This window comes from Protofrankia sp. Cas3, from assembly GCF_963555955.1.
GTDB lineage: Bacteria > Actinomycetota > Actinomycetes > Frankiales > Frankiaceae > Protofrankia.
In genome coordinates, this window is sequence record NZ_CAUVXP010000090.1 from 1 (window position 1) to 24,769 (window position 24,769).

At 69.9% G+C, this 24,769-nt stretch carries 15 protein-coding genes and 2 pseudogenes; 13 read left to right on the plus strand and 4 right to left on the minus strand.

Features of this window, described 5'->3' with window-relative positions; genetic code table 11:
• The 7 genes and pseudogenes from U9983_RS16700 to U9983_RS16730 form a co-directional block, all read left to right on the plus strand.
• Positions 1 to 370, plus strand: a pseudogene (locus U9983_RS16700) (hypothetical protein); the annotation flags it as partial.
• 316 nt (positions 371 to 686) lie between these two features.
• Positions 687 to 7,865, plus strand: coding sequence for an RHS repeat-associated core domain-containing protein (locus tag U9983_RS16705; protein WP_322754922.1), 7,179 nt, complete (start codon positions 687 to 689; stop codon positions 7,863 to 7,865).
• On the plus strand, positions 7,862 to 8,233 hold the full coding sequence (locus U9983_RS16710; protein WP_322754923.1) for a hypothetical protein: 372 nt from the start codon (positions 7,862 to 7,864) through the stop codon (positions 8,231 to 8,233). The genes U9983_RS16705 and U9983_RS16710 overlap by 4 nt, the downstream gene beginning before the upstream one ends.
• 49 nt (positions 8,234 to 8,282) lie before the next feature.
• Positions 8,283 to 8,585, plus strand: coding sequence for a hypothetical protein (locus tag U9983_RS16715; protein WP_322754924.1), 303 nt, complete (start codon positions 8,283 to 8,285; stop codon positions 8,583 to 8,585).
• A gap of 167 nt (positions 8,586 to 8,752) precedes the next feature.
• Complete coding sequence (locus U9983_RS16720; RefSeq protein ID WP_322754925.1) at positions 8,753 to 9,814, plus strand: IS66 family transposase; 1,062 nt, start codon at positions 8,753 to 8,755, stop codon at positions 9,812 to 9,814.
• Positions 9,815 to 10,058: 244 nt separating this feature from the next.
• Complete coding sequence (locus U9983_RS16725; RefSeq protein ID WP_322754926.1) at positions 10,059 to 10,991, plus strand: group II intron maturase-specific domain-containing protein; 933 nt, start codon at positions 10,059 to 10,061, stop codon at positions 10,989 to 10,991.
• Positions 10,992 to 10,993: 2 nt separating this feature from the next.
• Complete coding sequence (locus U9983_RS16730; RefSeq protein WP_322754927.1) at positions 10,994 to 11,245, plus strand: hypothetical protein; 252 nt, start codon at positions 10,994 to 10,996, stop codon at positions 11,243 to 11,245.
• A gap of 478 nt (positions 11,246 to 11,723) precedes the next feature.
• Here U9983_RS16730 and U9983_RS16735 read toward each other — a convergent pair whose 3' ends face one another.
• The 4 genes from U9983_RS16735 to U9983_RS16750 form a co-directional block, all read right to left on the minus strand.
• On the minus strand, positions 11,724 to 12,899 hold the full coding sequence (locus tag U9983_RS16735) for a VWA domain-containing protein (protein WP_416211421.1): 1,176 nt from the start codon (positions 12,897 to 12,899) through the stop codon (positions 11,724 to 11,726).
• A gap of 100 nt (positions 12,900 to 12,999) precedes the next feature.
• The gene (locus tag U9983_RS16740) at positions 13,000 to 15,537 is read right to left on the minus strand and encodes a DUF5682 family protein (protein ID WP_322754929.1); all 2,538 of its coding nucleotides are present in this window, start codon (positions 15,535 to 15,537) and stop codon (positions 13,000 to 13,002) included.
• A complete protein-coding gene (locus U9983_RS16745) occupies positions 15,534 to 16,721 on the minus strand; it encodes an AAA family ATPase (RefSeq protein ID WP_322754930.1) in 1,188 nt (395 codons plus the stop codon). Before U9983_RS16745 ends, U9983_RS16740 begins: the two co-directional genes overlap by 4 nt.
• Positions 16,722 to 16,783: 62 nt before the next feature.
• Entirely contained in the window at positions 16,784 to 19,948 is a 3,165-nt protein-coding gene (locus U9983_RS16750) for a DUF5691 domain-containing protein (RefSeq protein ID WP_322754931.1), read from the minus strand.
• A 147-nt stretch (positions 19,949 to 20,095) separates the two neighbouring features.
• Here U9983_RS16750 and U9983_RS16755 point away from each other — a divergent pair, with 147 nt between their 5' ends.
• The 6 genes and pseudogenes from U9983_RS16755 to U9983_RS16780 all read left to right on the plus strand — a co-directional run.
• Positions 20,096 to 20,284, plus strand: coding sequence for a hypothetical protein (locus tag U9983_RS16755; RefSeq protein WP_322754932.1), 189 nt, complete (start codon positions 20,096 to 20,098; stop codon positions 20,282 to 20,284).
• A 32-nt stretch (positions 20,285 to 20,316) separates the two neighbouring features.
• Complete coding sequence (locus U9983_RS16760) at positions 20,317 to 21,516, plus strand: glycosyltransferase family 1 protein (protein WP_322754933.1); 1,200 nt, start codon at positions 20,317 to 20,319, stop codon at positions 21,514 to 21,516.
• Positions 21,517 to 21,659: 143 nt separating this feature from the next.
• Positions 21,660 to 22,814, plus strand: a complete 1,155-nt coding sequence (locus U9983_RS16765; RefSeq protein ID WP_416211420.1) for a glycosyltransferase family 4 protein — start codon at positions 21,660 to 21,662, stop codon at positions 22,812 to 22,814.
• A gap of 236 nt (positions 22,815 to 23,050) precedes the next feature.
• The gene (locus U9983_RS16770; protein WP_322754937.1) at positions 23,051 to 23,998 is read left to right on the plus strand and encodes a glycosyltransferase family 2 protein; all 948 of its coding nucleotides are present in this window, start codon (positions 23,051 to 23,053) and stop codon (positions 23,996 to 23,998) included.
• An 80-nt stretch (positions 23,999 to 24,078) separates the two neighbouring features.
• Positions 24,079 to 24,519 (plus strand): effector-associated constant component EACC1, encoded by a 441-nt coding sequence (locus tag U9983_RS16775; RefSeq protein ID WP_322754935.1) that lies wholly within the window; start codon positions 24,079 to 24,081, stop codon positions 24,517 to 24,519.
• A pseudogene (locus tag U9983_RS16780) lies at positions 24,516 to 24,769 on the plus strand (hypothetical protein); the annotation flags it as partial. The gene U9983_RS16775 and the pseudogene U9983_RS16780, both read left to right, overlap by 4 nt.

Consider the following 24,769-nt stretch of genomic DNA (forward strand, 5'->3'; position numbering starts at 1 on the left):
TCTCGTCCTGTCCGCCGACGCGTTGACCCGGGCGCACCGCTGGCCGCGGCTGTCTGCCCGCCATCGGGAGAGATATCGGGTGAAACGTACCTACACGGGTGATCAGCTGGCGGAACTGCTGGACGGCCGCGGCCTGTCCGTGGTTCGCCAGACCTACCTGTTCCGGTCGCCGCTGGCCGAACGGCTGTACCTGACGCTGTCGGCCAGCGGCGGCCGTCTCGGCTGGAACGCGGCTGCGCTGCTCTCGCCCGTCGTGGCGATGTCGGACCGGCGCAGCCCGGACGGCCTCGGCAGCGTTGTGCTCACCCACGCCCGCAAGGATCATCAAGGGCTCTCGCAACCCACGCCGGTAACAACGGATGAACCATAGGCGCGGCGGATGCTGAACGGCTCGACTCTGCGACGGTTCGTATGCAATGCTCCGCAACGTGAATCCATACGTACTGGACATAGGTGCTGATCTCGTGTCCAGATAGCGGCCTGGCTGTTTTCTGATCTTAAGGGTGGGCGCACGAGCGCGCCCGCGCTGATGGGTCTTCTGCGTTCCGTTTGTGTGGGTGCTGTGTGCTGCGTGTTCATCTGAGCGTGCAGGTCACCCCGTGTTGTCTTGTCGGGCTGCGCTGTTGTCCGGTGCGGTCCGTCAAGCGTGGGTCCGTGCAGGTTCGTGTCTTCAGTGAGGAAACGTCATGGCCCGCATTCCGGCCTCGCCTGGTTCTGTGTTCGCCTCGGCGGCACGGGTGTTCGCTGTCCGGCCGCGCCGGTGGTTTCGGCCGCGGATGCGGGTGGGGTTCCTCCGTGTCGTCGCAGGCCTGGTCGTGACGGTTGTTATGGCGGCGGGTATGCCGACGGTCGCCCGGGCGGTGGCGGATCCGTTCCTGGAAGTGAATGGTGTGGCGCTCGACGGTGCGTCGCTGCCGGCGCCGTTCACCGCGGATGTGGGGGCGGATTCGACGGTTACCGGTGAGGTGACCTGGCTGGTCGATGATGCGTATGCGGGTAAGGATCCGGCGTCGCCGTATCAGTGGACGATCCCGGCGTCGATCTCGCAGGGGGTGCACAAACTCAAGGCGCGGTGGAATGTGGACGCGTCGACGACGAAGTTCGTGGTGGCGAACTTCACGGTGGTGGACCCGAACTGGACGCCACCGAAGACGGTGTATGAGGAGCCGGCGCCGGCGTTGCGTGACCTGTGGGTGACGGCGGATAATCGGCGGGGTCCGGTGCCCGGGGTGTATGACTGGTCGAAGGCGGGTTTCGGTGGCGGGTCGGTGCTGCCGGGGAATGCCAACGTCCGATCGGAATCGGCGTGCCGTCTGACGGCCGGCGTTCTGACCGGCACCTACGGGGTGGTTCCCAACGACGGTCAGGACGACACGGCCGGTATTCAGGCGGCGATCGATTCGATCAAGGCGAATTGTTCCCCGTCGGGTTCGTACACGCAGGAAAGCCTGCTGGAGCTGCCCGCCGGCACGTTGAACATCTCGCATGAGATTCATCTGGACGCGGACTATCTGATCGTCCGCGGTGCGGGGTCGGATCCGCAGGCCGGTACCCATCTGGTCTACAAGCCCGACGGCACCACCCGGTATGACACGATCACCTCGGATGGGACGCGGTGGGACGTCGACGCGATGGGCAACGGGTCCGCGAACGGCGGCTGGTTGTGGCCGGGCCGTGGGCTGTTCCGGGTGCAGAGCCGGGCGGTCGCCGCGAAGTACGCGGCGGAGTACACCGCGGCGCCGGCGAATCGTAGGGACCTCTACGAGGGCACCGTCAACGACCACTGGGTGAGTGGGCTCAAGCTGCGGGGCAAGCCCGGTGACGCCGGGTTCGCGGGCCGGAAGGGCGACACGGTGGTGTATCTGGCCGCCGACGCAGCCTTCGACAATCTGAAGGTCGGCGGCCTGGTGAACGTGATGGCCGCGAACAGTTTGAATTTCTACAATGAGATGAAGGCGCTGCCGACGACGTTCGATCTGCAGAACCTGCACATGCGCCAGCAGATTTTCCTGGTGACCGCCGGTGACCCGCTCGGTAAGACGATTACGTTGGATAAGCCGCTGGAGTACGACGTTCCGGTCACGTCGGTGTCGGACGGGTCCGATCCCATCAACGGGCAGGTTTTCGACTCGGTCGTCGATCCGCTGGTCGACCCCGTGCTCGGGGTGGGTATCGAGAATCTGTCGTTCACTCAGGACGAGCCGGGTTTGGACGCGGCGAAGGCGAAGGACAACTACGGCAACATGGACCCGGCCGGTGCGATGCACGGGATCGTGTTCAAGTGGGCGGCGAACAGCTGGGTCAGCGGTGTCCGTAGCGAGATGACGGGTTCGCATCCGATCGCGACTGAGGCCGCGGCGAACCTCAGTATCATCGACAATCAGTTCGACGGTGCGTGGAACAAGGGTAAGGGCGGGAACGGCTATCTGCGGGGTTCCCGGGTGTGGGATTCGGTCTACGCCGGGAACACGACGCGTAATCTGCGGCACTTCACGTTCCAGTGGAGTGCGTCGGGGAACGTCGCGATCGGTAACAGCTTCGATTCTGATCTCAATCTGCATGGCGGTTATGAACGGAACAATCTGTTCGAGCTCAACGAGGTCTCGGTGCCGTATGCGCACCGGTCGGCGAATTGTTCGACGAACTGCGGTGATGAGGGCGGGTCGTTGCCGGACGACTCCGACTGGTATCCGATCTGGTGGGCGGCCGGGCAGAAGGCCGTTAAATGGTCGGGTTCGTCGGGTCCGAACAACGTGTTCTTCGACAATCATCTCCGGAAACAGCTGACTAACGGGTCCACCCCGTACACCGACTTCGCGCCGTACAGCGACCGGCATCGTATCTACCGTCTCGGCATCGACGATGCGGGGAATTTCCATCCCCTCGATGTCGGTGGAACCCCGATCAGCGACTGGGCGCACAACGAAACCCGGGACTATACCGGCGGTCATGGGCTGGTCGCGTCGGGCACCGACGCGGGTCGGTCGTTGTTCCTGCGGACGGTGACGCTCGCCGGCTACGGCGGCCCGCACCCGCAGCCGCTGCGCCGTACCTGGGGATGTTCCTGCTGGGACGGCCGCGGCATGGTCAACACCAGGCTCGCGGCGGATCCGGTGAACACCGCGACCGGCAGTCTGATGGAGACCTTCCAGGACCTGACGCTGGCCGGCGTCGGCCCCGGTCTGGACTGGGGGCGGACCTACAACAGTCTGGACGCCACCGACGGCCCCTATGGGGTGGGGTGGACGTTCGGGTTCAACGCCTCGATCATTCCCGGTGACGGGTCGGCCCCGATTTTCCGGGAGGGTACCGGGGGTCAGAGCCAGTTCACCCGGCACGGCGACGGCAGTTACACCGCGGACGATCCGGGGGTCACCGCGACGATGACCACCCGGTCCGGCGGTGGCTGGACGGTGCGTAATCACGCCAACGAGGAACTGCGGTTCGATGACACCGGCCGTCTGGTCGCTTCGGTCGACGAGCAGGGCCGTGGGGTCACGCTGGCGTACTCCGGCGGGACACTGAGCACGCTCACCGACACCGTCGGTCAGACGGTCACGGTGGCGTGGGGGACCAGCGGTGCGGCGACCGGTCGGATCGTCGGGGTGACCGGTTCTGATGGTCACAGTGTGGGTTACGGCTACACCGCCGCGGGTTCCACCGCCCGGTTGACCTCGGTCGTCGGGGTGGACGGTAAGACCACGACCTACACCTACGACACGGCCACCGGCCATCTGGGCGGGATTGTCGACCCGACCGGGACGACGACGGCGGGCACGACGTACGACCCGGCGACCGGGCGGGTCACCGGCCAGACCGACGCGGCGGGCGGGGTCACCACGTTCGCCTGGGACCAGGCGAGCCAGACCGCGACCGTCACCGACCCGGACGGGGTTGTGCACGCCGACGTCTATTCCGGCAACGTGCTGGCCTCCCAGGTGGATGCGAACGGCCGGGCGGACGACGTCTACTACGACGCGGCGAATCAGCCGACGGAAGAGAACAGCACCGGTCAGCAGCTGCGTCACAGCGAGTACGACGCCCGTGGCAATCTGGTGCGCCGGACGTTGCCGGGTGCGGTCGACGATCCGAGCCCACCGGAGGAGCGGTGGACCTACGACGTCGCCAACCATGTGACGAGCTACACCGACCCGGTCGGGAAGGTGACCTCCTCCACCTACGACGGTCAGGGTCGGCTGGTGACGACGACCGCCCCCGACGGTGGTGTCACGACGCTGACTTACACCGGGCGGGGTCAGGTCGCGACGAGCACCGACCCGTTGGGCCGCACGACGACGAACACCTACAACACGGTCGGTGACCTGGTTGCGCAGGCCGCGCCGAGCGGCGCCGTCACGACCTACACCTACGACGCGTCGCACCACCGGCTCAGCGAGACCGACCCGCGTGGCACCGTCGCCGGTGGGACGCCGGCGACGTTCACCACGACCTACACCTACGACGCGGTCGGGAACGTCCTGACCAGCACGGACCCGCTGGGGCACCAGACGGCCTACACCTACGACGCCCTCGGCCGGGTGCTGACGGTGACCGCTCCGAACGCCGGGGTGAGCACCTACACCTATGACGGCACCGGGAACCGGCTCACCGAGACCGATCCGTACGCCCGGGTGACGCGCCACGCCTACGACCCGGCGGGCCGGGAGGTCACCCTGACCGCCCCCGACGGTGCGATCACCACGTCGGTGTACGACCTGGCCGGGCAGCTGGCGAGCCGCACCGCGCCGGCGGGGAACGTCGCCGGGGTCGACGCGGAGACCCGGCGCCGCGCCACGACGCTCTACACCTACGACGCGGCGGGACGGCTCACCCAGACCCGCACCGTCGACCCCACCAAGCCTGACCGTTACCTGGCGACCACGACGAGCTACGACGCGGCGGGGCTGCCGGTGGCGGTGACCGACCCGACCGGTGCGGTGACCCACACCTCCCACGACCGGGCCGGGCGGGTCACCGCCGTCACCGACCCCACCGGGGCGGCGACCACCACCGGCTACGACGAGGTTGGCCGGCCCAAGACCCGCACCGGCGGCGGGGTGAGCGTCACCCACACCTACGACCGGGCCGGGCAGCTGCTGCGGTCCCAGACCGGCGGCGGTGCCGCGACGACGTACACCTACGACGCGGACGGCCACGCGACAACGGTGGTCGATCCGCGGGGGAACGCGGCGGGGGCGACCCCGGCGGCGTTCACGACCACGTTCGCCTATGACGTGGCCGGGAACCGTACCAAGGTCACCGATCCGCTCGCCCATGCGACGTCGACTCTGTACGACGCCGCGAACCAGGTCACGAAGGTTATCGATCCGGAGAGCCGCGCCACGGTCTACGGTCACGACTCCGTCGGGAACGTCAACAAGGTCACCAGCCCGACCGGTGCGGTCACCCAGTACACCTACGACAAGGCCGGTCAACTCAAGACGCTGACGACCCCGACGGGGAAGGCCTACACCTACACCTACGACAAGGCGAGCCGGGTCGCGACCGCGACCACACCGACGGGCCGGGTGACGGGCTACACCTACACCCCCGACGGCCACGTCAACACCGTCACCGCCCCGGCGGGTAGCGCCACCTACAGCTACGACACGCTCGACCGGCAGACGAAAATCGACTACAGCGACGCCAGCCCGGATATCACCTGGGCCTACGATCAGGCCGGGCGGCCCTCCCAGATCAGTAACGGCACGTCGACCGCGGCGGTCAGCTACGACCCGGCCGGGCGGATCATCGGGATCACCCGCGGGCCGGTCCAGGTCGGCTACACCTGGGACGGTGACGGCCGGCTGGCCGGGCGGACCCTGCCCGGCGGGCGGGCCCAGTCCTACACCTGGGGGGCCGATGCGCGGCTGACCGGGACCGGTCTGACCGTCGGCGGGACGACCACGACGATCGGTTACGGCTATGACGCGGCCGGGCAGCTGACCTCGACCAGTCGGGCTGGCGGGCCGGTGAGCACCCGGACCTATGATCCGGCCGGCCGGTTGACGGGGCTGACCCACACCGCGGCCGGCGGGTCGACTCTTCTCGCGCAGACGGTGACGTTGAGTCCGGCGGGGAACCCGACCACGGTCACCACACAGCGTGGGTCGACCAGCACGTCGGCGGTGTACTCCTATGACACGGCCGGGCAGGTCAGCGGGATCTGCCGGCCGACATCGGGGACGACCTGCACGGCGTCGTCGCCGGCGACGAGCTATGGCTATGACGGCGACGGGAACCGCACGTCGACGGTGACGGTGCACACCACCGACGACAAGACGGTGACCTCGGCGTATGACGCCGATGACCGGCCCACCGCCGACACCGTCGGCACCGCGACCGTCGCGTCCTACAGCTACGACGGCAACGGGAACCTCGCCTCGTCGACCGGGCCGGGCGGGACCCGGACGTTGGCCTACGGGTTGGACACGAACCTGCGGTCGGTCGTCCTGGAGGACGGCCGCACCGTCACCTACGGCTACGACGAACAAGGCAATCGGACCAGTCGGACGGTCAACGGCACCCCGGACGCGACCTGGACGTGGGACACCGGCGGGCCGCTACCCGTCCGGATCGGTGAGACCACCGGCGCCGGGACGACCGCGCATACCTGGTGGGCCGACCCGCAGTCCACGCTGGGCACGGCAATCGCGGACGGCACTCCCGGCGGGACCCTGTCGTGGCTGCTGGCCGACACGACGGGCAGTATCACCGACATCGCGGACGGCGCCGGGGTGACCGGGTCGGCGAGTCTGGATCCGTTCGGTGGGCCGGCCGCGGTCACCGGAACCGGCTATGCGGGCAATCCGCTGCGGTTCCACGGCCAGTATCTCGACGGGGTTACCGGCCTGTATGACCTGCGGGCCCGGGATTACGACGCGTCGGCGGGGCGGTTCACCGGTCCGGACGCCCATCCGGCGCAGTCCGGTGTCGGGTTCACCCAGGCGTATGGCTATGCGGGTAATCGGCCGACGGTGGACGCGGATCCGTCGGGTCTGTGTCCGATATGTATCGGGGCGTTGACTGGGGCGCTGGTCGGGGGCGGTAGCTATCTGGTGCATGTCGCCCGGTCCGATGATGATTTCTCGTGGGGTGGGTTGGCGAAGAGTACGGCGACGGGGGCGTTGTACGGCGGGCTGATCGCCGCGGGTGGGGAAGCGGGGTTTGCGCTCGCGGACGGGTTCGCCGGGGTGGTGGCGGCTGGGGCGGGTGCCGGCCTGGGTTCGGTCACCGCGGGTGGTTTGTCCAGCCATCTGTTCGGTGATGGGGGGTACAGCTGGTCGGATGCGGGTGGTGATTTCGCCATCGGTGCGGGTGGTGGTCTGGTTTCGGCTGGTGCCGGCAGTCTCGCGGGCAGAGCGGGCCGGACCGCCGCCGGCCGGGCGGTCGTCAGCCGGGCACAGGCCGCCGCCGCCTGGCTCGCCCGGAACGCTCCGGGGCCTCGGCCGAAGGACTTGACCGCCATCACCTGCGCGGGTACCGGTACAGCCGAAGGCGGCGCTGCTACCCTGGCTGCGGCCCCAAACGCGGGAGCGGGTGCTGACAATGTGGTGAACGGGGTTCGCCTGGGGGAGCAGTTGGCTCGTGAGTCCGCTAGCTCGGCGTTCACGGCCTCCGGTGAGTTGCAGTCTGAAGTGATTCAGGGATCGCAGCGCATTATTTCCGGTAGTAAATTGCAGAACCCGGAGGTGGTCAAGGAGTTGACGTCGGACGGTAGCAGCATCGCCGACTGGGGAAAGTACACGTCGAGGACGTTCCAAAGTCCACAGGGGCCGTTCCAGGTACACTACTACTACAATCCTGCGACCGATGTCGTTAACTATAATTATGATTACAAGATCGTCTTCAATGTGACTCGGTGACCATGCGCGTTCTGTGTACTCGTATTATCAGTCCAGTGACTGGCGGTTCGATGGAGGACAGTGCCTGGGTCCGTCTCGGTGGGGAATACATCGTGATTTCGGTACTGGCCTGCCCGGGTCGTCGCATCGAGTTGCAGATCGTCGGAGATGATGTTCGTACCCCTGGCTTGTGGGATTCCGAGATGTTCATGACGGTAGATGACCGGCTTCCCTCCAACTGGGTGGCGAAGGTAGGTGAGGGCGGTGTCGTGGAGTTGGCGCCTTGCCGCTGGCTCGAGCCGGGTTTCTGGGAGGCTTACTTCGACCGGGACCCGGATGCCGTTGCGGCCTTTGAGGATGAGTTGCGGCAGATCCTAAGTGAATGCTGACCGCTTGCCGTTAGATGCCGAGGGTTTGTAGGTCGTCGGGGTTGGCGCCGTGGGCGAGTTCGGCGAGGGTGATGTTGAAGGTGTGCCAGAGGGCGGCGACGTCGTCGGGGCTGATTTTGCGGCGCCGGCTTTGATGTCGTGGCTGGAGGAGCGGGGTCAGCCGATGGCGGTGGCGATGTCGGTTTGGGTCATGCGACGGTGGGCGCGTTCGGCGCGGACGTTGTTGGCGATGACGTGCCCGATCCGGCCATGGGCGCATGGTCGGCAGGTTCGGTGGGCCGCTGTAGGTGAAGGTGTGCTGCGCGTCGAACGTTTCGTTGTGACGAAACGCGGTTTCGGCAAGAACCAATGATCACGATCTGTTGGTTTTCAACCTTGCGTGTGATGGTGCGCCGGACAGCAGGCGGTAAACATTCAGCTTCTTTGTTGATGTTGCTGTGGGTGGTCGACGCCGAGTCGGGTCCGACTGTTGGCTGATGCGTGGCGCAGCGGGTCTGGTGGGTGTGGTGACATGGTGGGGTGCCGACGCCGGAGGAGATGCCGCTCGAGGGGCTGATCGCTCTCGTGCGCGCGCAGGCGGAGCTGATCGCCGAGTTGCGGGCGACGGTGGCGGTGCAGGCCAGGGAGATCGCGGAGCTGACGGCGAAGGTCGCTGACCTGGAGCGGAAGGCGTCGCGGAACTCGCGGAACTCCTCGTTGTCGCCGTCCAGCGACGGCGCGATCCCGGGGCGGGAGCCGCCGGAGCCGCCGGCGGGCGGGACGCCCGGGGCGGCGGGCGGTGGCGGGGTCGGGAAGAAGAAGCGCGGTAAGCAGCCGGGCGCGGACGGGTTGACGTTGGCCTGGCGGGAGGACCCGGACCGGGTCGAGGCGCATTTTCCGACCGGGGTGTGTGGCTGCGGGGCGGCGCTGGCCGGGGCGACGCCGGTGGGGATCGCGCGCTCGCACCAGTCCCATGATGTCGAGCCGGCCAGGTCGACGGTGACCCGGCATGATCTTCACCAGGTCGTGTGTGGGTGCGGGCGCCGCCATGTGGCCGTCCGGCCCGAGGGGCTGTCCGGCGCGCCGGTGTCCTACGGGCCCGAGTTGCGCGCGCTCGCGCTGTACTTCCTGGTCCGCCAGCACCTGCCGGTCGAGCGGACCCGGGAGGCGATCGCCGAGCTGTGCGGGATGGCGGTCTCCACGGGCTGGCTGCACTCGCTGCTGGTCCTGGGAGCGGACGCGGTCGAGGAGGCGGTCGACGCGATCGAACAGCGGATCGCCGCCGAGAAGGTCGTCGGGTTCGACGAGACGCCGCTGAAGGTCGGTGCCAAGGGCGAGAAGCGCTACGTGCTCTCGGCCTCGACGCTGCTGTTCTCCCTGTTCATGCTGGGCCGCCGGGACAAGGCCAGCTTCCGGCTGTTCCTGCTCGGGCGGATGCTCGGGGTCGTCGTCCACGACCGCTACGCCCTCTACGACGCCGAGGAGTTCGCCGGTTTCCTGCACCAGCTGTGCGTCTCGCATTATGCCGAGATCTGGGTTATGCCGACCGCCAGACAAATGTGCTGGCCAGTAGGCATGACTGTGCCGGCGAGGGCGGCATAACAGAGAACCTCTGAGGAAGATCAAGACTAAGTCGAACGGTGGCCGCCAGCGGACGATGCTCGAGGACGGGGTCCTGGCCAGGACTTCGAGCGTGACGGCGCCGCGGAGGCTCCCCACGGCGGGAGACAAGGACCGATCAAACTGGCCAGATTATGCCGACCTCGTTGTGGTGTGACTGGCCTGGACTACCGGTTTCCGGTCCCAATTCGGCATAATCCTGACGTCGGCATAATGCGACGACTTCGTGGCGTTGTGCGACAGCCGGGAACAGGCCGAGCAGGTCAAAGCCCGGCTGGCCCCGTGGCTGGCGGCCCGGGGGCTGGCCTTCAACGAGGAAAAGACCCGTGTGGTCCACCTTGACGAGGGCTTCGACTTTCTCGGGTTCACCATCCGGCGCTACGGGCCGAAGCTGATAGTAAAACCCAGCAAGGACGCGGCCGCCCGTGTCCGGGCGCGGCTGGCCGGCGCGATGAAGGCCCTGCGCGGGGCCAACGCGAGCGCGGTCATCCGCACGCTTAACCCGATTATCAGGGGGTGGGCTGCCTACTATCGGGGTGTGGTGTCCACGGAGACGTTCCAAACGCTGGACGAATATCTGTGGAGACTGACCTACAAGTGGGCGCTCTTCCGCCACAACCATCGGGGACGGCGGCGGATCGTCGCCCGGTACTACGGCCGTTTCCACCCGACCAGGCAGGATAGATGGGTGTTCGGGGACAGGGGCTCCGGCGCCTTCCTGCTACGCTTCGCTTGGACGAAAATCGTACGTCACGATCTGGTCAAGGGAAGGGCGTCTCCGGACGATCCGACACTGGCCGGCTACTGGGCCCAGCGCCGCCGCCGAAAACAGAAGAACGGCGACGGCGCACCGCCGATCGGATGGCGCCGCACCAGCCTGCTCAACAAGCAGGACGGCCGCTGCCCGATCTGTCAGGGCCTGCTGGTTCCCCCCGTTGACTACCCACCGCGCAGCCCGGAAGAATGGGAACAGTGGGCAGTCGACGTCCGCCGAACGGTCACGATCACCACGGCCGCCGGCCCCAGCGCGAACGACCGACAGCCACGCCTTGTCCACGAGCACTGCCGGCAGAGGTGGTACCAGAACCGACGCCAGACGACACAGCCAAGCCAGAACCCGAAAACGCCTTCCAGGGCTTGCTCGAGCCGTGTGCCATGAAAGTGGCACGCACGGTTCCGAAGGGGCCCCGGCGCAGCAATGCGCTGGGGCTACCTGACCGCGACCTACGGCCGTTCAAGACCCAGCAGAAGATCAGCGGACGGCTCACCTCCACCGCCGCGACCGCCTGCCGCCTCCAGATCGTCAGCTACCTCTCCACCGCCCGCAAGCACGGCGTCTCTGCCCTGCACGCCCTACGACTCGCGTTCCGCGGCACCCCCTGGATGCCACCCCGTGACCTCGCCCCCACCTGACGGGCACCCCACCGATCCCGCCGCGCAGGCCCCGCCTGCACGGCCTACAACCACGCCCACGAATCGTCACCCACAGCAAGATCCATAATCTAGGTGAATGCTTACATGTGGCGAGCTGCGGTACGCGTTTGTTTTCCAAGTCGAAGTTTTATCGTTGAGACGCGCAATGACACAAAGGAATATGGTCCAACTTTGGTCTTCTATTCGGTGGAGTGAGAGCGACGGAACGGAGTGGCTCGAATCATGTTGGCAGGCAGAGCCGACACCGTGTACGGGGCTGCTCGTCGCTCAGGATGAGGAGCTGTCCCAGGTGACCGAGATGCCGCCTGTGGCCGACTCTGCTGAGGTGGGGGTGCGGCGGCGGCCCACCGGATCTGGCCGAGCGGCACGATTGCAACGTCTGGGAGCGGATGCGCGAGCGCTTCGGCGACTCAGCGTGATCGCCGCTGTCCTGGGCCACGGCACTGGCGGCGGGGGATCAGCCGGGCACGAGGCCGTGGGTGGCGGCCCACCGTCCCACGTCCTCACGTCGCAGTGCCGTCGCCAGTAGTTCGGGGAATGCGTCCGGGGTACAGGCGAACGCGGGCGCGCCGAGTTCGGCGCAGGTCGCGGCGAGCGCGTGGTCGTAGGCGGGGGTGCCGTCGTCGGAGAGGGCGAGTAGGACGACGACGCATACCCCCGATTCGACCAACGCCCGCAGCCGGGCGACGAGCGATGACTGGTCCCCGCCTTCGATCAGGTCGCTGATCAGTACGAACACGGTGTCGGTAGGTCGGCGCACCAGGGAGGCGCCGTAGCCGACAGCGCGGTCGATATCGGTACCGCCGCCGAGTTGTATCCCGAACAGCAGCTCGACCGGGTCATCGAGGTCGTCGGTGAGGTCCACCACCGAGGTGTCGAAGACGATCAGCTGGGTCGACACTGCCGTCATCGTCGCCAGGGACGCGCCCAGCACCCCGGCGTAGACGACCGAGGACGCCATGGACCCGGACTGGTCGATGAGCAGGATGACGTCGTGCATCGCGGCGGTGCGCCGCGCCCGGGCGTAGCCGATGAGCCGGTCGATGATGACGGTGCGTTGTTCGGGCTGGTAGTTCCGCAGGTTCGCCAGGATCGTGCGATCCCAGTCGACGTCGGGAAGCCGGGGGGTCCTGGTGCGGGTGGACCGGTTCACCGCGCCGAGAACCGCGGACCGCAGCGACTGTTCCAGACGCCGCTCGATGTCGTCAACGACGCGCCGCACGACCATGCGGGCGGTCTCTTTCGTGCGTTCGGGTAGCGCGGAGCGCAGCGACAACAGCGTGCCCACGAGGTGCACGTCGGGTTCCGCGGCGTCAAGCAGTTCCGGTTCGAGCAGGAGCCGGGCCAACCCCAGCCGGCTGACCGCGTCGCGTTGCAGTACCTGCACGACCGGAGTCGGGAAGTAATCGCGGATGTCGCCGAGCCAGCGGACCACCGACGGCGCGGACGCGCCCAGCCCGGCTGACCGTTTCCGGCGGCCCTCCTCGCCCGCATTGTCCGCGTCATAGAGGGCGCCGAGCGCAGCGTCGATGTCCGCGTCAGCCTTCGACAGGGTGCCTGCCCCGACGAATGCCATGGCAGCCGGCGCGCCCAGCACCATCCGCCAGCGCCGCAGCCGCTCGGACTCCTCCATCCCGGCCGTGCCGTCGGTGTCGGTGCCGGTCTCCGCCGGAACAGCGCTGCGCGGGACAGAAGCGCTGCGCGGGACGGGAGTGCTGTCGACCGAAGGAACGTCAGCCATGTTCGGGACTCCCTCCTACGCCGGGAATACCCAGTAGCGCGGTGATGGTGGGCAGGACACGCGTGACCCGGTCGAAATCCCAGGCGGCCGGATCGCCCGCCGGCCCGGTGAGACCGGCCGCGTTCTGCCCGGGGACCATGCCCGGACCGACGAGCCCGGTGCCGCCCGCGCCGGGGCGAGGCGACACCGCCCGTACCCGTTCGGCGATCATGCGCCGTTCCGGGATGCTGAAGGCGGCGAACACCCGCCGCAGCGGCGCGAGGACGACGGTGAAGGCAGCGCCGTCAAGCGAGCTCAGCCATGCGTCGATGAGACCGAGCAGCCCCGGGTTGCGGGCCAGTACCGATCCGGAGACGCCGAGGAAGCCCGCCAGCCACTGGGCGGCGTCGGCCGGAGCGCCGCCGGCCGCGGACAACGCCCGAGCGAGGCGGACCGCGACGTCCGCCGGGTCGATCTCGCCCGCGTCCGACAGGATCCCCGCGCATCTGCCGGTGACCAGACTGTTCCCGCCATAGGCGTCGGCGACGGCACGAACCGCGGTGTGCCAGTGGCCGACGTGCTCGGGGTCGGCGATCAGCCGGAACGCGGTGTCGGCGGTGTCCACGGCGGCGGCCACGGTTCTCGCCGCGTCGTCGTCGAGGCTCTGACAGGCCGGGGGCAGCCCTGCGCAGATCCGTACCATCAGGCTTTCGGCCAGCGTGGTGACCAGGGTGGTGTCGGTGGCGCGCACGTCGCCGTAGCGGTGGACGCGGGCCAGCGGTGCCAGCGCCGCCATCAGATGGGCGATGTCGCCGGTGCCGGCGGCGCGGCGTTCGAGCCCCGCGGTGACCGCCGCCAGGGCGTCGGGCAGGCCGGCGAGCACGACCTGTTCGAGCATGCCGGTGATAGTCGGCAGGTCGGCAGCGCTGCGGGCCTGTTCGGTGACGACCGAGGCGGCCGCGTCGGCGACGGTCGCGCCGTGACGGGCGGCAGCGATCACCGCGACGGCGTACGCCGGATCCCAGCGCAGCGTCCACGCCTCGGTGAAGGTGCCGGTGCTGGCTGTGACCACCGGGGTCCCCCACGGCACGTCGAGCAGCCGCAACCGGTGCAGAAGCCGGCTGCGTTCGCGGTCGGTGTCCTTGCGCAGGTCCAGCCGGATGGCGCGGTCGGCGGCGGTGGGCTGCAGCCGGAGCCGGCGCTGGGTCCGGGCAAGGTCGGCGGCCAGCGGTACGGCAGGCGCATCGGCGCCGACCGCGCCGAGTACATCGCCGACGACGAGCTGTTCGCGGACGACCTCGAGCGGCACCGGGTCACCGGCGCACAGCCCGGCGAGCACAGCGTCGGTGAGCTCGGTCAGTCCGGGCAGGGAGCGGTCACGCACAGCCGCGAGGGTTTCGGCGAGACGGACGGTTTCGACCACGGACGCGGGGGACGCCGGCAGGTCGGCTGCGCGCAGCAGAGATGCCACCCGGGCCACCCAGCGGGCCGTCACCTGGTCCGGCGCGGACCACAGGTGCTGGTACCAGCCGGGTGAGGTGATGCCCGCGCCGTAGCCGGACGCGGTGGCGAGCAGGGCGTGTGTCCACGGCACCCAGGTGGTCGCCGTGCGCACAGGTCGGGGGCCACGCAGCAGTTCCCGGTCGGCGGTCACTGAGGTCGCTCCAGCCGTCCCGGTCAGCGCCGGGACGTGCCACGCCCCGCAGATCACCGCGATGCGGGCGGCGGCGTCCGCGCCGTTGCCGGCCTTACGGATCTCCAGACGCATGTGCGCCTCACGCATCTGTTCCCGGCGCTGCCGGGCGATCTCGGCGGAGGGTTGGGCGACTGGCCCGGCGCCGACGATGCTCCCACCGGCCGCCGCGGCGGGGTCGCCGTGGTCGGCACGCAGCTGAGTCATCGCCTCGGCGACTGCGGCGAACAGGGCGAGGGCCTCGCTCCTGCCGCCGGGTCCGCCAGGTCTGTCGGGGTCGACGCGGCGGTGCTCGACGAGGTCCTCCCAGAAGCGCTCCGGGTCGTCGTGCCCGGCGGCCAGCGCCAGCCAGCCGAGCGGGTCGTCGATGAGCGGCGCGGCGGGGACGGGCTCCGCGTCCCCGCCAGCAGTCGACGGGTCCGGATCGACCGGGTGCGAGCCGACCGTGTCCGGATTGGCGCCCTCCGCCGGCCTTTCACTGTGGATCTCGGCCGGGTTGTCAGCCTGTCGGGGCTCGGTGAGCGTTGCGGCCCGCTGCTGGCGGAGCAGCGTCAGGGTGTTCCCGAACGGCAGGTCGATGAACCGGACCGGGATGCCGGCGGCGGCGCCGTGCCGCAACGCCTGCCACTCCGGGGAGAACTCGGCGAGCGGCCAGAACGCGGCATCGCGGGGTTCGTCGATGGCGTAGACGGTCAGCGCCACCGGCGGGGTCAGTGAACCGGTGTACGCCAGCGCGCCGTCCCCCTCGGCGGGACCTTCGACGAGGATGAGGTCGGGGTTGATCTCAGCGAGAGCCGCGGCGACCGCCCGCGCGGAGCCCGGCCCGTGATGGCGTATGCCCAGGACGGTGACGCTCATCCGGCGAACGTGTCCGCATCGAGGTCGCGGCAGGCCCGGTACAGGTCCGACCAGCCGCGGCGGCCGCGGACGACGCCTTCGAGATACTCCCGCCAGGCCACCGGGTCGGTCGACGGGTCCTTGACGACGGCTCCGATGAGCACGGCGGCGACATCCTCGGCGGACAGCCTGCCGTCGCCGAAGTGGGTGGCCAGCGTCATCCCGCCGGTGATCACGCTGATCGCCTCCGCGGTGGACAGCGTCGAGGTCGGCGTCTTCAGCGTCGTGCGGCCGTCGACGGTGACCCCCGCGCGCAGCTCCCGGAATATCCGCACGACGCGCCGGACCTCGACGTCGGCTGGTGGTTCGGCGGGCAGGTCCAGGGCGCGGCCGAGGTCGGCGACGCGGCGGGTGACGATCTCGACCTCGGCGTCCTCGGTCGCCGGCAGTGGGAGGACGACGGTGTTGAACCGGCGCCGCAGCGCCGACGACATCTCGTTGACTCCGCGGTCACGGTCGTTGGCGGTGGCGATCACGTTGAATCCGGCGACGGCCTGCACCTCGTCGGCGAGCTCCGCGACGGGCAGGGTCTTCTCCGAGAGCACGGTGATGAGCGCGTCCTGGACCTCGGCGCCCATCCGGGTGAGTTCCTCCACCCGGACGATGGCGCCGCGGGTCATCGCGCGCATCACCGGGGAGGGCACCAGCGCCTCCGCGGATGGTCCCTCGGCGATGAGCCGGGCGTAGTTCCAGCCATAGCGGACCGTGTCCTCGGACGTGCCCGCGGTGCCCTGGACGACCAGGGTGGAGTCGCCACATACCGCGGCGGCGAGATGTTCCGACAGCCATGACTTCGCCGTGCCCGGACTGCCTAGGAGCAGCAGCGCCCGGTCGGTGGCGAGGGTGGCGACGGCGACCTCGACGAGCCGCCGGGCACCGATGTACTTCGGGGTGATGACGGTGCCGTCGTCGAGTGTTCCGCCGAGCACGTATGTGACGACGGCCCAGGGGGACAGTTTCCAGGACGGCGGCCGGGGCCGGTTGTCGGTGGCGGCGAGCGCGGCCAGTTCGGCGGCGAAGGCCCGCTCGGCGTGCGGGCGCAGCAGCTGGGGGCTGGAACCAGCCGCATCATCCGCGACCGGCGCGCTGCCGTGGGTAGCGCCGCCGTGGGTGGCGGTGGCGGATGTTGCTGTCGACGTGGTCATGACAGAACCTTTCTGCGGGGCGAACGGTGTACCAGGACGGGATGGCGAAGCGGTCGCCGGCCTCAGCTGGGATGTCCCGACCGGGACAGCAGGGTGTCGCGGCGGGTTCGTCGGTCGCTGATCGTGGCGACCAGCCGCTGGTGGTCGGCGAACATCTCGGTCCGTATGGTCGCCGGGTCCAGGTCGGGGAGGCCCACGTCCGGATGCAGACGGTGGGCGACGCCGGTCAACAGCGCCCGCTCCCGCGCCTGCGCCCGTGCACCCGCGCCGGGGTCGTCGATCGGCTCGGAGAACAGCGCGGCCAGCGTCGAGCCTGCTGCCCGGGTGAACTCGGCGGACCACCGGCCGCTGACAGCGGCGAGAATCGTCATGGAACGCTCCCGGCGAGGGTCACCGGCGCGGTCGGGGCGACCGGATCGGGACCAGACGCTCTTGGGCGCCACGTTGGGCATTACGTTGAGCGCCACGTTGAGCGCCCGGGTGCGGTCGGGTTCGGCTAGGCAGTCGATCAGCATCGCCTGATGGTTCGGGCCGACCCGGGGGATCAGTGCGAGTGCCCACTCGGCGTTGCGGTGTCGAATGACCGGCTGGATCAGGCATTCAGGAATACTGATCGAGGCAGGGGTCGCGGTAGGCTCCCAGACGACCTTGGCGCTCAGGAACCGCTCCGGGGACAGGCCGGTGCGTTCGGTCCACAGCCGGGGGTCGACACGGTTCAGCTCCGAGGCCAGCAGCCTCGCATACACGTCCGAGATGCTGTCGCGCGGTTGGCGTGCCTGTCCGTCGGTGATGCTGATGCCGTCGCGGGTCATCTCCTGCGTGCACAGCGTCGGTGGCCGGATGCGAAGCTTGCGACGGCTTACCACGATGGTTTCCGCGGTGCGGGCGGCGGCGCGTGCCTCGAATCGGGTGTCGGGCAGCATGAGCAGCACACCGACGGCGGCCGCGCGCACGTCGGCGCGTCGGTCGTCGAGGGCTGCTTCCAGCAGCTCCTCGTCCCACGGCCCGAGACCGACCCGCAGCGCCTCGATGAACCCGAGGCGTTCGGCGCCACTTGCTGTCCGAAACGGTGCGAAGGGCTGGTCGGCTGGGGATGGCGCGCTGCCCGTCGCGTCGCGCAGCAGGCCGACGGCAACAGCCGGGTCGCGCTGGCGCAGGGCGTTGATGAGCGAACGCCGCGCTGGCGCGGTCGCGGTCGACCAGCCGGCGGGGTTGGTGATCGCGGCCCAACCGCCATCCGGATGTAGTGCGGCGAACCAGCGGCCGCGCGGGCCGAGGATCCGGCCCAGCCGTCCGCGGATCGCGACCGAGCGTCGGCCGAGGTTGATCAGCGGGCACAGCAGGCTGTCCGGAGGGCGCCAACCGCCCTCGGCGAGCAGATCCAGCCATTCTTCGAGGGCCGCCGTATCGGCGGCGGACAGCTCGGTTGTGAGCGTGAGCGCTGCGGCACGCGGGCAGGGCGGCGGCTCGTCGACAGGAGCGGCAGGCGGGGCTGCCACCGCGGCGGCGTCGCCGGGGAGCTGCCCGGCACGGCGCGTCACCGCGGCGAGCGCGGCAAGCCGCAACAGGCGCCGCGCAGCCTCGCTTCCACCGAGCCCGTCGCTTTCGTTGAGCCCGTCAATGGCGGGCCGGTCTGCCGGGTCGGGCAAGCAGGGGATGGTCGGGGGTGGGCGGCGGTCCGCGCCGACGACCGCCGCGTCGACCAGATCCGCCCAACCTGGGGTCGGCACAGGGCATCTCGGGGTCGGCACAGGGATGGCGTTGCCGGCCGACGGGTCGATGGCCGGTTCCCCGCCGGGGGCAGTGATGCCGGCGGGCCGCTCCAGGTCTCGCGACGGCGTTGCGGTCAGCGGGGTCAGCGCGAACGAGTCCCATTCCGCGACTACGTCGAGCCCGCGCCCACCACCGACGGCGAGCATCTGCCATCCCCATTCAGGGGTGGCATCGGCGGCGAGCGGCAGCGCCTCGCCTACCCGGTCCCGCAGCAGCCAGCCGCCGCCCCGCATGGTCTCCAGGTCTGCATCAATCGGTGGTAGTACCGTGACGTCGCGCACGGTCACCACGACGACATCGACGAACGGGTCACCGGCCAGCGTCGACGCGAGGTCGGCCAACGCCTCGCGCCAGGTGGACGCGTAGGAAGCGGTGCCCGTCGGGGCAAGGCCTTCGGCTTCGTGGGCGCCCGCGGTCGCGGCGATCACCATCCGCACCGGCAGCCGGCCCGGGTAGGGCGCGAGCTCGGCGTGGACCCTCGACCCCGCCGGCAAGGCCGGAAGCATCGACTGGCCGGCGACTGCGAAGTCGAGGACGACCGCGGACCGTGCCGAGTCAACCAGGCGTAACCATTGCCGGCGGCCCTGGACCTTCCCGGCCATGAACGTGCGGGCCCCGAGTACGTCGACACCGCCGACGACCCGCTCACCGGCGAGCACCGCCGCGGTCGGGACGGTGAAGCCGACCCGGTCACGCAGGACCGCCACGAGGTCGGCGGGCAGCTCGACGCGGCGGGTCCAGCCCTCGCACAGTAGGTGCAGCAGGCCGAGCCGGTCGGTGAGTCGGGACGGCCAGTCGGGCGGCCCGGCCGCGGTGGTGGCGATCTCCGCCATCGCGCGGATCACGTCGGCGAGGCCGGGGGCCTGCGCGTCGACCATCCGCGCGGCGGTCGCCTCCCACCAGGCCGCCGGCTTGAGCTGGGCGGCGCCGAGACCGCCGGCGGCGAGGTCGGCCAGCCAGCGGCGCAGCTCGGCGACGCCGGCGTCGACTCTGGCCTCGCGGGTTGCCTCCCGACGGGCGGCGGCCGCCGCCCGCTCGGGAGCGGGGGCGGCGGTGGCCTGGGTGGCACGAGATGCCGCAGCGGTGGTCCGCGCCGCTCGTCGGTTGAGCCATGCGGTGGCCCAGGCCGGCGGCTCACCGTCCGCGTCCGTGCCGGAACCGAAGGGCAGCCCGCTGGCGGCCGCGGCGAGGAGCAACAGACCGATGGCGTGCTTGCAGGGGAACTTCCGGCTCGGGCAGGAGCATGTCGTGGCGTGGTCGGCGCGGGCTACGACGACCCGGTAGGGGGTCTTGCCGCTGCCCGTACATTCCCCCCACAACGCGTCGTCGTCGCCGCCCGTCATCGGCCAGAGCCCGGGAACGGCAAGCTTCTCCGCTGCTTTCGCCGAAGCTGCATCGGGCGCCACGGCGAGCGCGGTCTCGCGGCTCACGGCCGGCATGCGGGCGTTCGACATGGCGGCGATTCTGGCAGCCGCCTCCGACAGAATTCGTATCGAATGGGTGTTTCGTGGAGGGATCATGGCCTGACCGCTGGCAAGATCGGCGTGAGTTTGTCGTTAGGTACGCCTATTCGGCCGTAAAGCGTACACAGCGACAAACATATGCCGATCATGGCCGTGGCCGCCCCGGTGGATGGGCCGATCATGGCCGTGGCCGCCCCGGTGGATGGGCCGATCATGGCCGTGGCCGCACCGGTGGATGGGACGATCATCGCCGTGGCCGTCCCGGTGGATGGGCCGAGCCACGGCGGATGGGGCCGAGCCACGGCGGACGCGACGTGCGATGGTTGACGTCGGCGATCAATACGCAAGGATGCTCGTTTGTGCGGGTCGGATTCTTAGTTGAGCAGATGCTGGCGCCGGTGCCGGGCGGAACGGGGCGTTACTCCGCTGAGCTCGCCGCCGCGCTCGCCAGGACGGCGCGGCCGGGCGAGGCGGTCATCAGCTGGTGTGCCTGGCGGGGAGAACGCGAAGCGGACGGCGCGGCGGTGCCGGGCGTGGTCGGTCCCATCCGGCTGCCGCTGCCCCGACGCGGTCTTGCCACCGCGTGGCTGCGCGGCTACGGGCCGGCGCCGAGCGCTGTGGGGATTGTGCACGCCCCCACGCTGCTCGTCCCGCCGCGGCGGCGCGGGGTGCCGCTCGTGGTGACGATCCACGATGCCGTGCCGTGGACCCATCCGCACACCCTGAGCACCCACGGCGCCCGGTGGCACCGCCAGATGGGCGCGCGCGCGGCCCGCCAGGCCGATGCCGTGATCGTGCCGACCAGGGCCGTCGCCGCCGACCTTCGGGCACATCTGCCGATCCCGGCCGACCGGCTGCACGTCATCGGCGAGGGCGTGGCCGAGGCGGTCGTGACCATCCCGGCGGACGCAGATGCCCGCGCCGCCCGGCTCCGCCTTCCGGGCGGCGGGTATCTGCTCACCCTGGCCACCCTCGAGCCCCGCAAGGGTCTGGACACCGTCCTGGCCGCGCTGGCTGAGCTGGCCGCGCTGGCTGAGCTGGCTGAGCCCGTCGGGCCTGCCGCGTCCGCTGCGCCCGACCTGCCGCTGGTGCATGTCGGTTCACCCGGTTGGGGTGGGCTGGACCTGCGGGTCGAAGCCGCGCGGGTGGGCCTGGACCCGGCCCGGATCCATTCGTTGGGGCGTCTTGAGGACGCGGACCTCGCGGTGGTGCTGTCACGGGCCACCGCACTGCTCGCGCCGAGCCGCTCAGAGGGCTTCGGGCTGCCGGTCATCGAGGCGATGGCCCATGGCGTCCCCGCGATCGTCTCCGACATCCCCGCGTTGGTGGAGGTCGGGGGGGACGCCGTCGTGACCGTGCCGGTGGCGGACCCGGGGGCGCTCGCCCGCGCGGTCGCGGCCGTGGTCACCGACGAGGGCCTGCGGCGCCGGCTGGCCGCGGACGGACGGGCGAGAGCGGCCGCTTTTACCTGGAATGGGGCGGCAGAGACCGTCTGGTCCCTCTACCGTCAACTTACCGACTCCCGGGCCTTGACCACCAAGGATCGGGGGCGGGCGTAGTCTTGCCAGCGGGCCGAAGACGGCGCAATTATGGATCTTCCAGCGTCGCCGGTGGCCCTAAGGAATCTAGGTGGGCCGACGGGCGTGCGATCATGGTTCTTCTCGCGCACCCGGAGGCCCCAAGCAGCCTAGCGGTGCGAAACATGCCGCCAGTCGGAAGGAGCGCCGTGTCTCCCCGGGTGCTCGTCGACGCCACCGCGGTCCCAGCCGATCGCGGCGGCGTCGGTCGCTATGTCGACGGTCTGGTGGCTGCCCTGGATGCGGCAGGCGCCGACCTGGCTCTCGTCTGCCAACGATCCGATTACGAACGGTACGGCCGGATGGCGCCCCACGCCAACGTGGTGCCGGGGCCGGCCGCGATCGCGCACCGGCCGGCCCGCCTCGCCTGGGAACAGACCGGCCTGCCGCTGGTCGCCCATCAGGTGGGGGCGCAGGTCATCCATTCGCCGCACTACACGATGCCGCTGCGCACATCCCAGCCCGTGTGCGTGACCATCCACGACGTCACGTTCTTCACAGAGGCAGAGATGCACACCGCCGTGAAGGGGACGTTCTTCCGTTCGGCGATGCGCACCGCCGTGCGTAAGTCGAAGAGGATCATCGTTCCGTCCAAGGCCACCCGCGACGAGCTGATCCGGGTCCTCGAGGGTGACTCGACCGCGACGGATGTCGCCTACCACGGGGTGGACACGTCGACCTTCCACCCGCCCACCGAGGAGGACAAGCGCCGGGTCCGCCTTCGGCTCGGTCTGGCTGACAGCCGGTACGTCGCCTTCCTCGGCATGCTCGAGCCGCGCAAGAACGTGCCGAACCTGATCCGTGGCTGGGCCGAGGCCGTCCACGGGCGCCCGGATGCGCCCGCACTGGTGCTTGCCGGCGGTTCGGGCTGGGACGACGACGTGGATGCCGCGGTCGCCTCGGTCCCGTCCCACCTGAAGGTCATCCGACCAGGCTACCTGCGGTTCTCCGACCTTCCCGGCTATCTGGGCGGCGCATTGCTGGTCGCTTACCCCTCCCACGGGGAGGGGTTCGGGCTGCCCGTGCTGGAGGCGATGGCCTGTGGCGCGCCCGTACTGACGACGCCGCGGCTCTCGCTGCCCGAAGTGGGCGGCGACGCCGTCGCCTACACCCAGCCGGACATCGACTCGATCGCCCACGAGATGCGTGCGCTGGTCGACGACGCCCAGCGGCGCGGCGCCCTGGCCCAGGCCGGGCTCACCCGCGCCCGGGAGTTCACCTGGGCGGCGAGCGCCGAGGCGCATCTGGCGAGCTACGCGCGGGCAGCCGCCGACAGCTGACCCGACAGTCCGCACCTGCCTCCTGCCGTTTGGCCAGCAGGCCCGACCCCCCGACGCGCGACCCCCGACGCGCCGGTGGCATCCTGGCCAACACGGTTCAGGGGAGAGCTGGGCGCACGCGCGCCGGCATGGCATGGCATGGACTCTCATGCCATGGACCAATGGGATGGGCCAGTGAGGGCGGGTCGGTGAACGTGCAGGACGTGGGGGCTTCGGCGCGGCCGCTTGATTATCAGGTGGATCATCAGGGTGGGCGGTCGGATGCTGGTGTCGCCGAGCCGCAGATCCGTATCGTGGTCGTGGCCTACCATTCTGGTGAGGTGCTTGGTCCGTTCATGGATTCCCTGACCAAGGCCACGGTGCAGCCGTACGAGGTGGTTGTCGTGGACAACTCCCCGGAGCTGGACGCGGGTACCGCCGCGGTGGCCGAGCGCGAGGAAGTCCGGTTACTGCGTACCGGGCGCAACCTTGGGTATGGCAGCGCGGCCAACCGGGGGGCGGCCGGCGCCGGCGCGCCGTGGCTGGTCGTGGCCAACGCCGACATCGCGTTCACACCCGGATCGCTCGACGAACTCCTGGAGGCGTCGAGCCGCTGGCCGGGGGCCGGGGCCTTCGGCCCGGCCATCACCAATCCGGGGGGCGTGCTCTACCCGTCTGCCCGCGAACTTCCCTCGTTGCGGCGTGGGATCGGCCATGCCCTGCTCGGCTGGTGCTGGCCGACGAACCCGTGGACGACCGCCTACCGCCGGGAACGGGCCACCCCGGTCGAGACGACCGCCGGCTGGCTGTCGGGGTCATGCCAGCTGCTGCGGCGTCGGGCCTTCGAGGCGGTCGACGGGTTCGACGAGGCGTACTTCATGTTCATGGAGGATGTGGATCTGGGCCGGCGGCTCGGGTTGCTCGGCTGGCAGCTGGTCTACGTACCCACCGCCGTCGTGGAGCACCTGGGCGGCCACTCCACGAAGCGCACCTCACGGCGGATGGTGATCGCGCATCACCGCAGCATGCTCCGCTACCTGTTCCGGCAGTACCCCGGGCCCGGGTACCTGCCGCTGCGGCTTGCCCTCGGGGTGGGTCTGGGATTTCGGCTGCTCCTCGCCCTCGCGCTCGCGGGCGACAGCGCGGGTGCCCGCGCGACGCGCTCCGCCGACGAACTGCCGTCCGTCCGGATGCCGTCTGACTGATTGTCGCCTGGCCGATTGCCGCGCTGACGTCGCGCCCGTTTTGTGTACTCTCCGGTTACAGATCGGTTTCGGAGGGGCACGTGGATGTGACAGTGCGGCTCACCGGCGGCGCCGCGGACGACCTCCGGTCGTTGCATGCCTGGCTGGTCGCGGAGGATGAGTTACGAGGCCGGGTGGAGTTCGTCGAGCAGTCGCCGGCGCCCGGCACCCTGGGGTCGGCCCTCGACACACTGGTCATGACGCTGGGTCCGGGCGGAGCCGCGTCGGTACTGGTCGCCGGCCTGGTCTCCTGGATCCGGAGCCGGCACGGCGACCTGGACATCACCGTGGAACGGCGGGACGATCGAACCACCTTCCGAGTGTCGGCACGCCGGGTGCGGGGGTTGGATGCAGCCAGCCTCCGGGACGAGCTCGAGCGGTTTGACCGGGCACTCACCAGGCCGGGAGCCGTGCCGGACCGGCCTGCCAGCGACGAGACCGCCGGCCCCACGGGTAGTTCCGAGGCAGACCGCGTGCCGTGACCGGATTGTCCAACCCGGGGGTACGGGTGCTGCTCGTCGGAACCGGCCGACATGGCCCGGGATCACGGCTGCCCGACGTTCCCGCGGTCCCCGACACCATTGCCGATCTGGCACGGTGCCTGGTGGACCGCTGCGGCCTGCCCGACACGGGGCTGCGCACGCTGGTCGACCCGAGCGACCCGATCGTGTTCGACCGTGCGGTCAGCACCGCAGCCCGGGAGGCCGGGGACGTCCTGCTTGTCTACTACGT

Coding starts and splice junctions, on each gene's coding strand:
- U9983_RS16740 (WP_322754929.1), bottom strand. CDS start 15,537: ATGAGCGTCACCGTCCTGGGCATACGCCATCACGGGCCGGGCTCCGCG.
- U9983_RS16745 (WP_322754930.1), bottom strand. CDS start 16,721: ATGACCACGTCGACAGCAACATCCGCCACCGCCACCCACGGCGGCGCT.
- U9983_RS16755 (WP_322754932.1), top strand. CDS start 20,096: ATGCCGATCATGGCCGTGGCCGCCCCGGTGGATGGGCCGATCATGGCC.
- U9983_RS16705 (WP_322754922.1), top strand. CDS start 687: ATGGCCCGCATTCCGGCCTCGCCTGGTTCTGTGTTCGCCTCGGCGGCA.
- U9983_RS16750 (WP_322754931.1), bottom strand. CDS start 19,948: ATGTCGAACGCCCGCATGCCGGCCGTGAGCCGCGAGACCGCGCTCGCC.
- U9983_RS16735 (WP_416211421.1), bottom strand. CDS start 12,899: ATGGAGGAGTCCGAGCGGCTGCGGCGCTGGCGGATGGTGCTGGGCGCG.
- U9983_RS16765 (WP_416211420.1), top strand. CDS start 21,660: ATGCCGCCAGTCGGAAGGAGCGCCGTGTCTCCCCGGGTGCTCGTCGAC.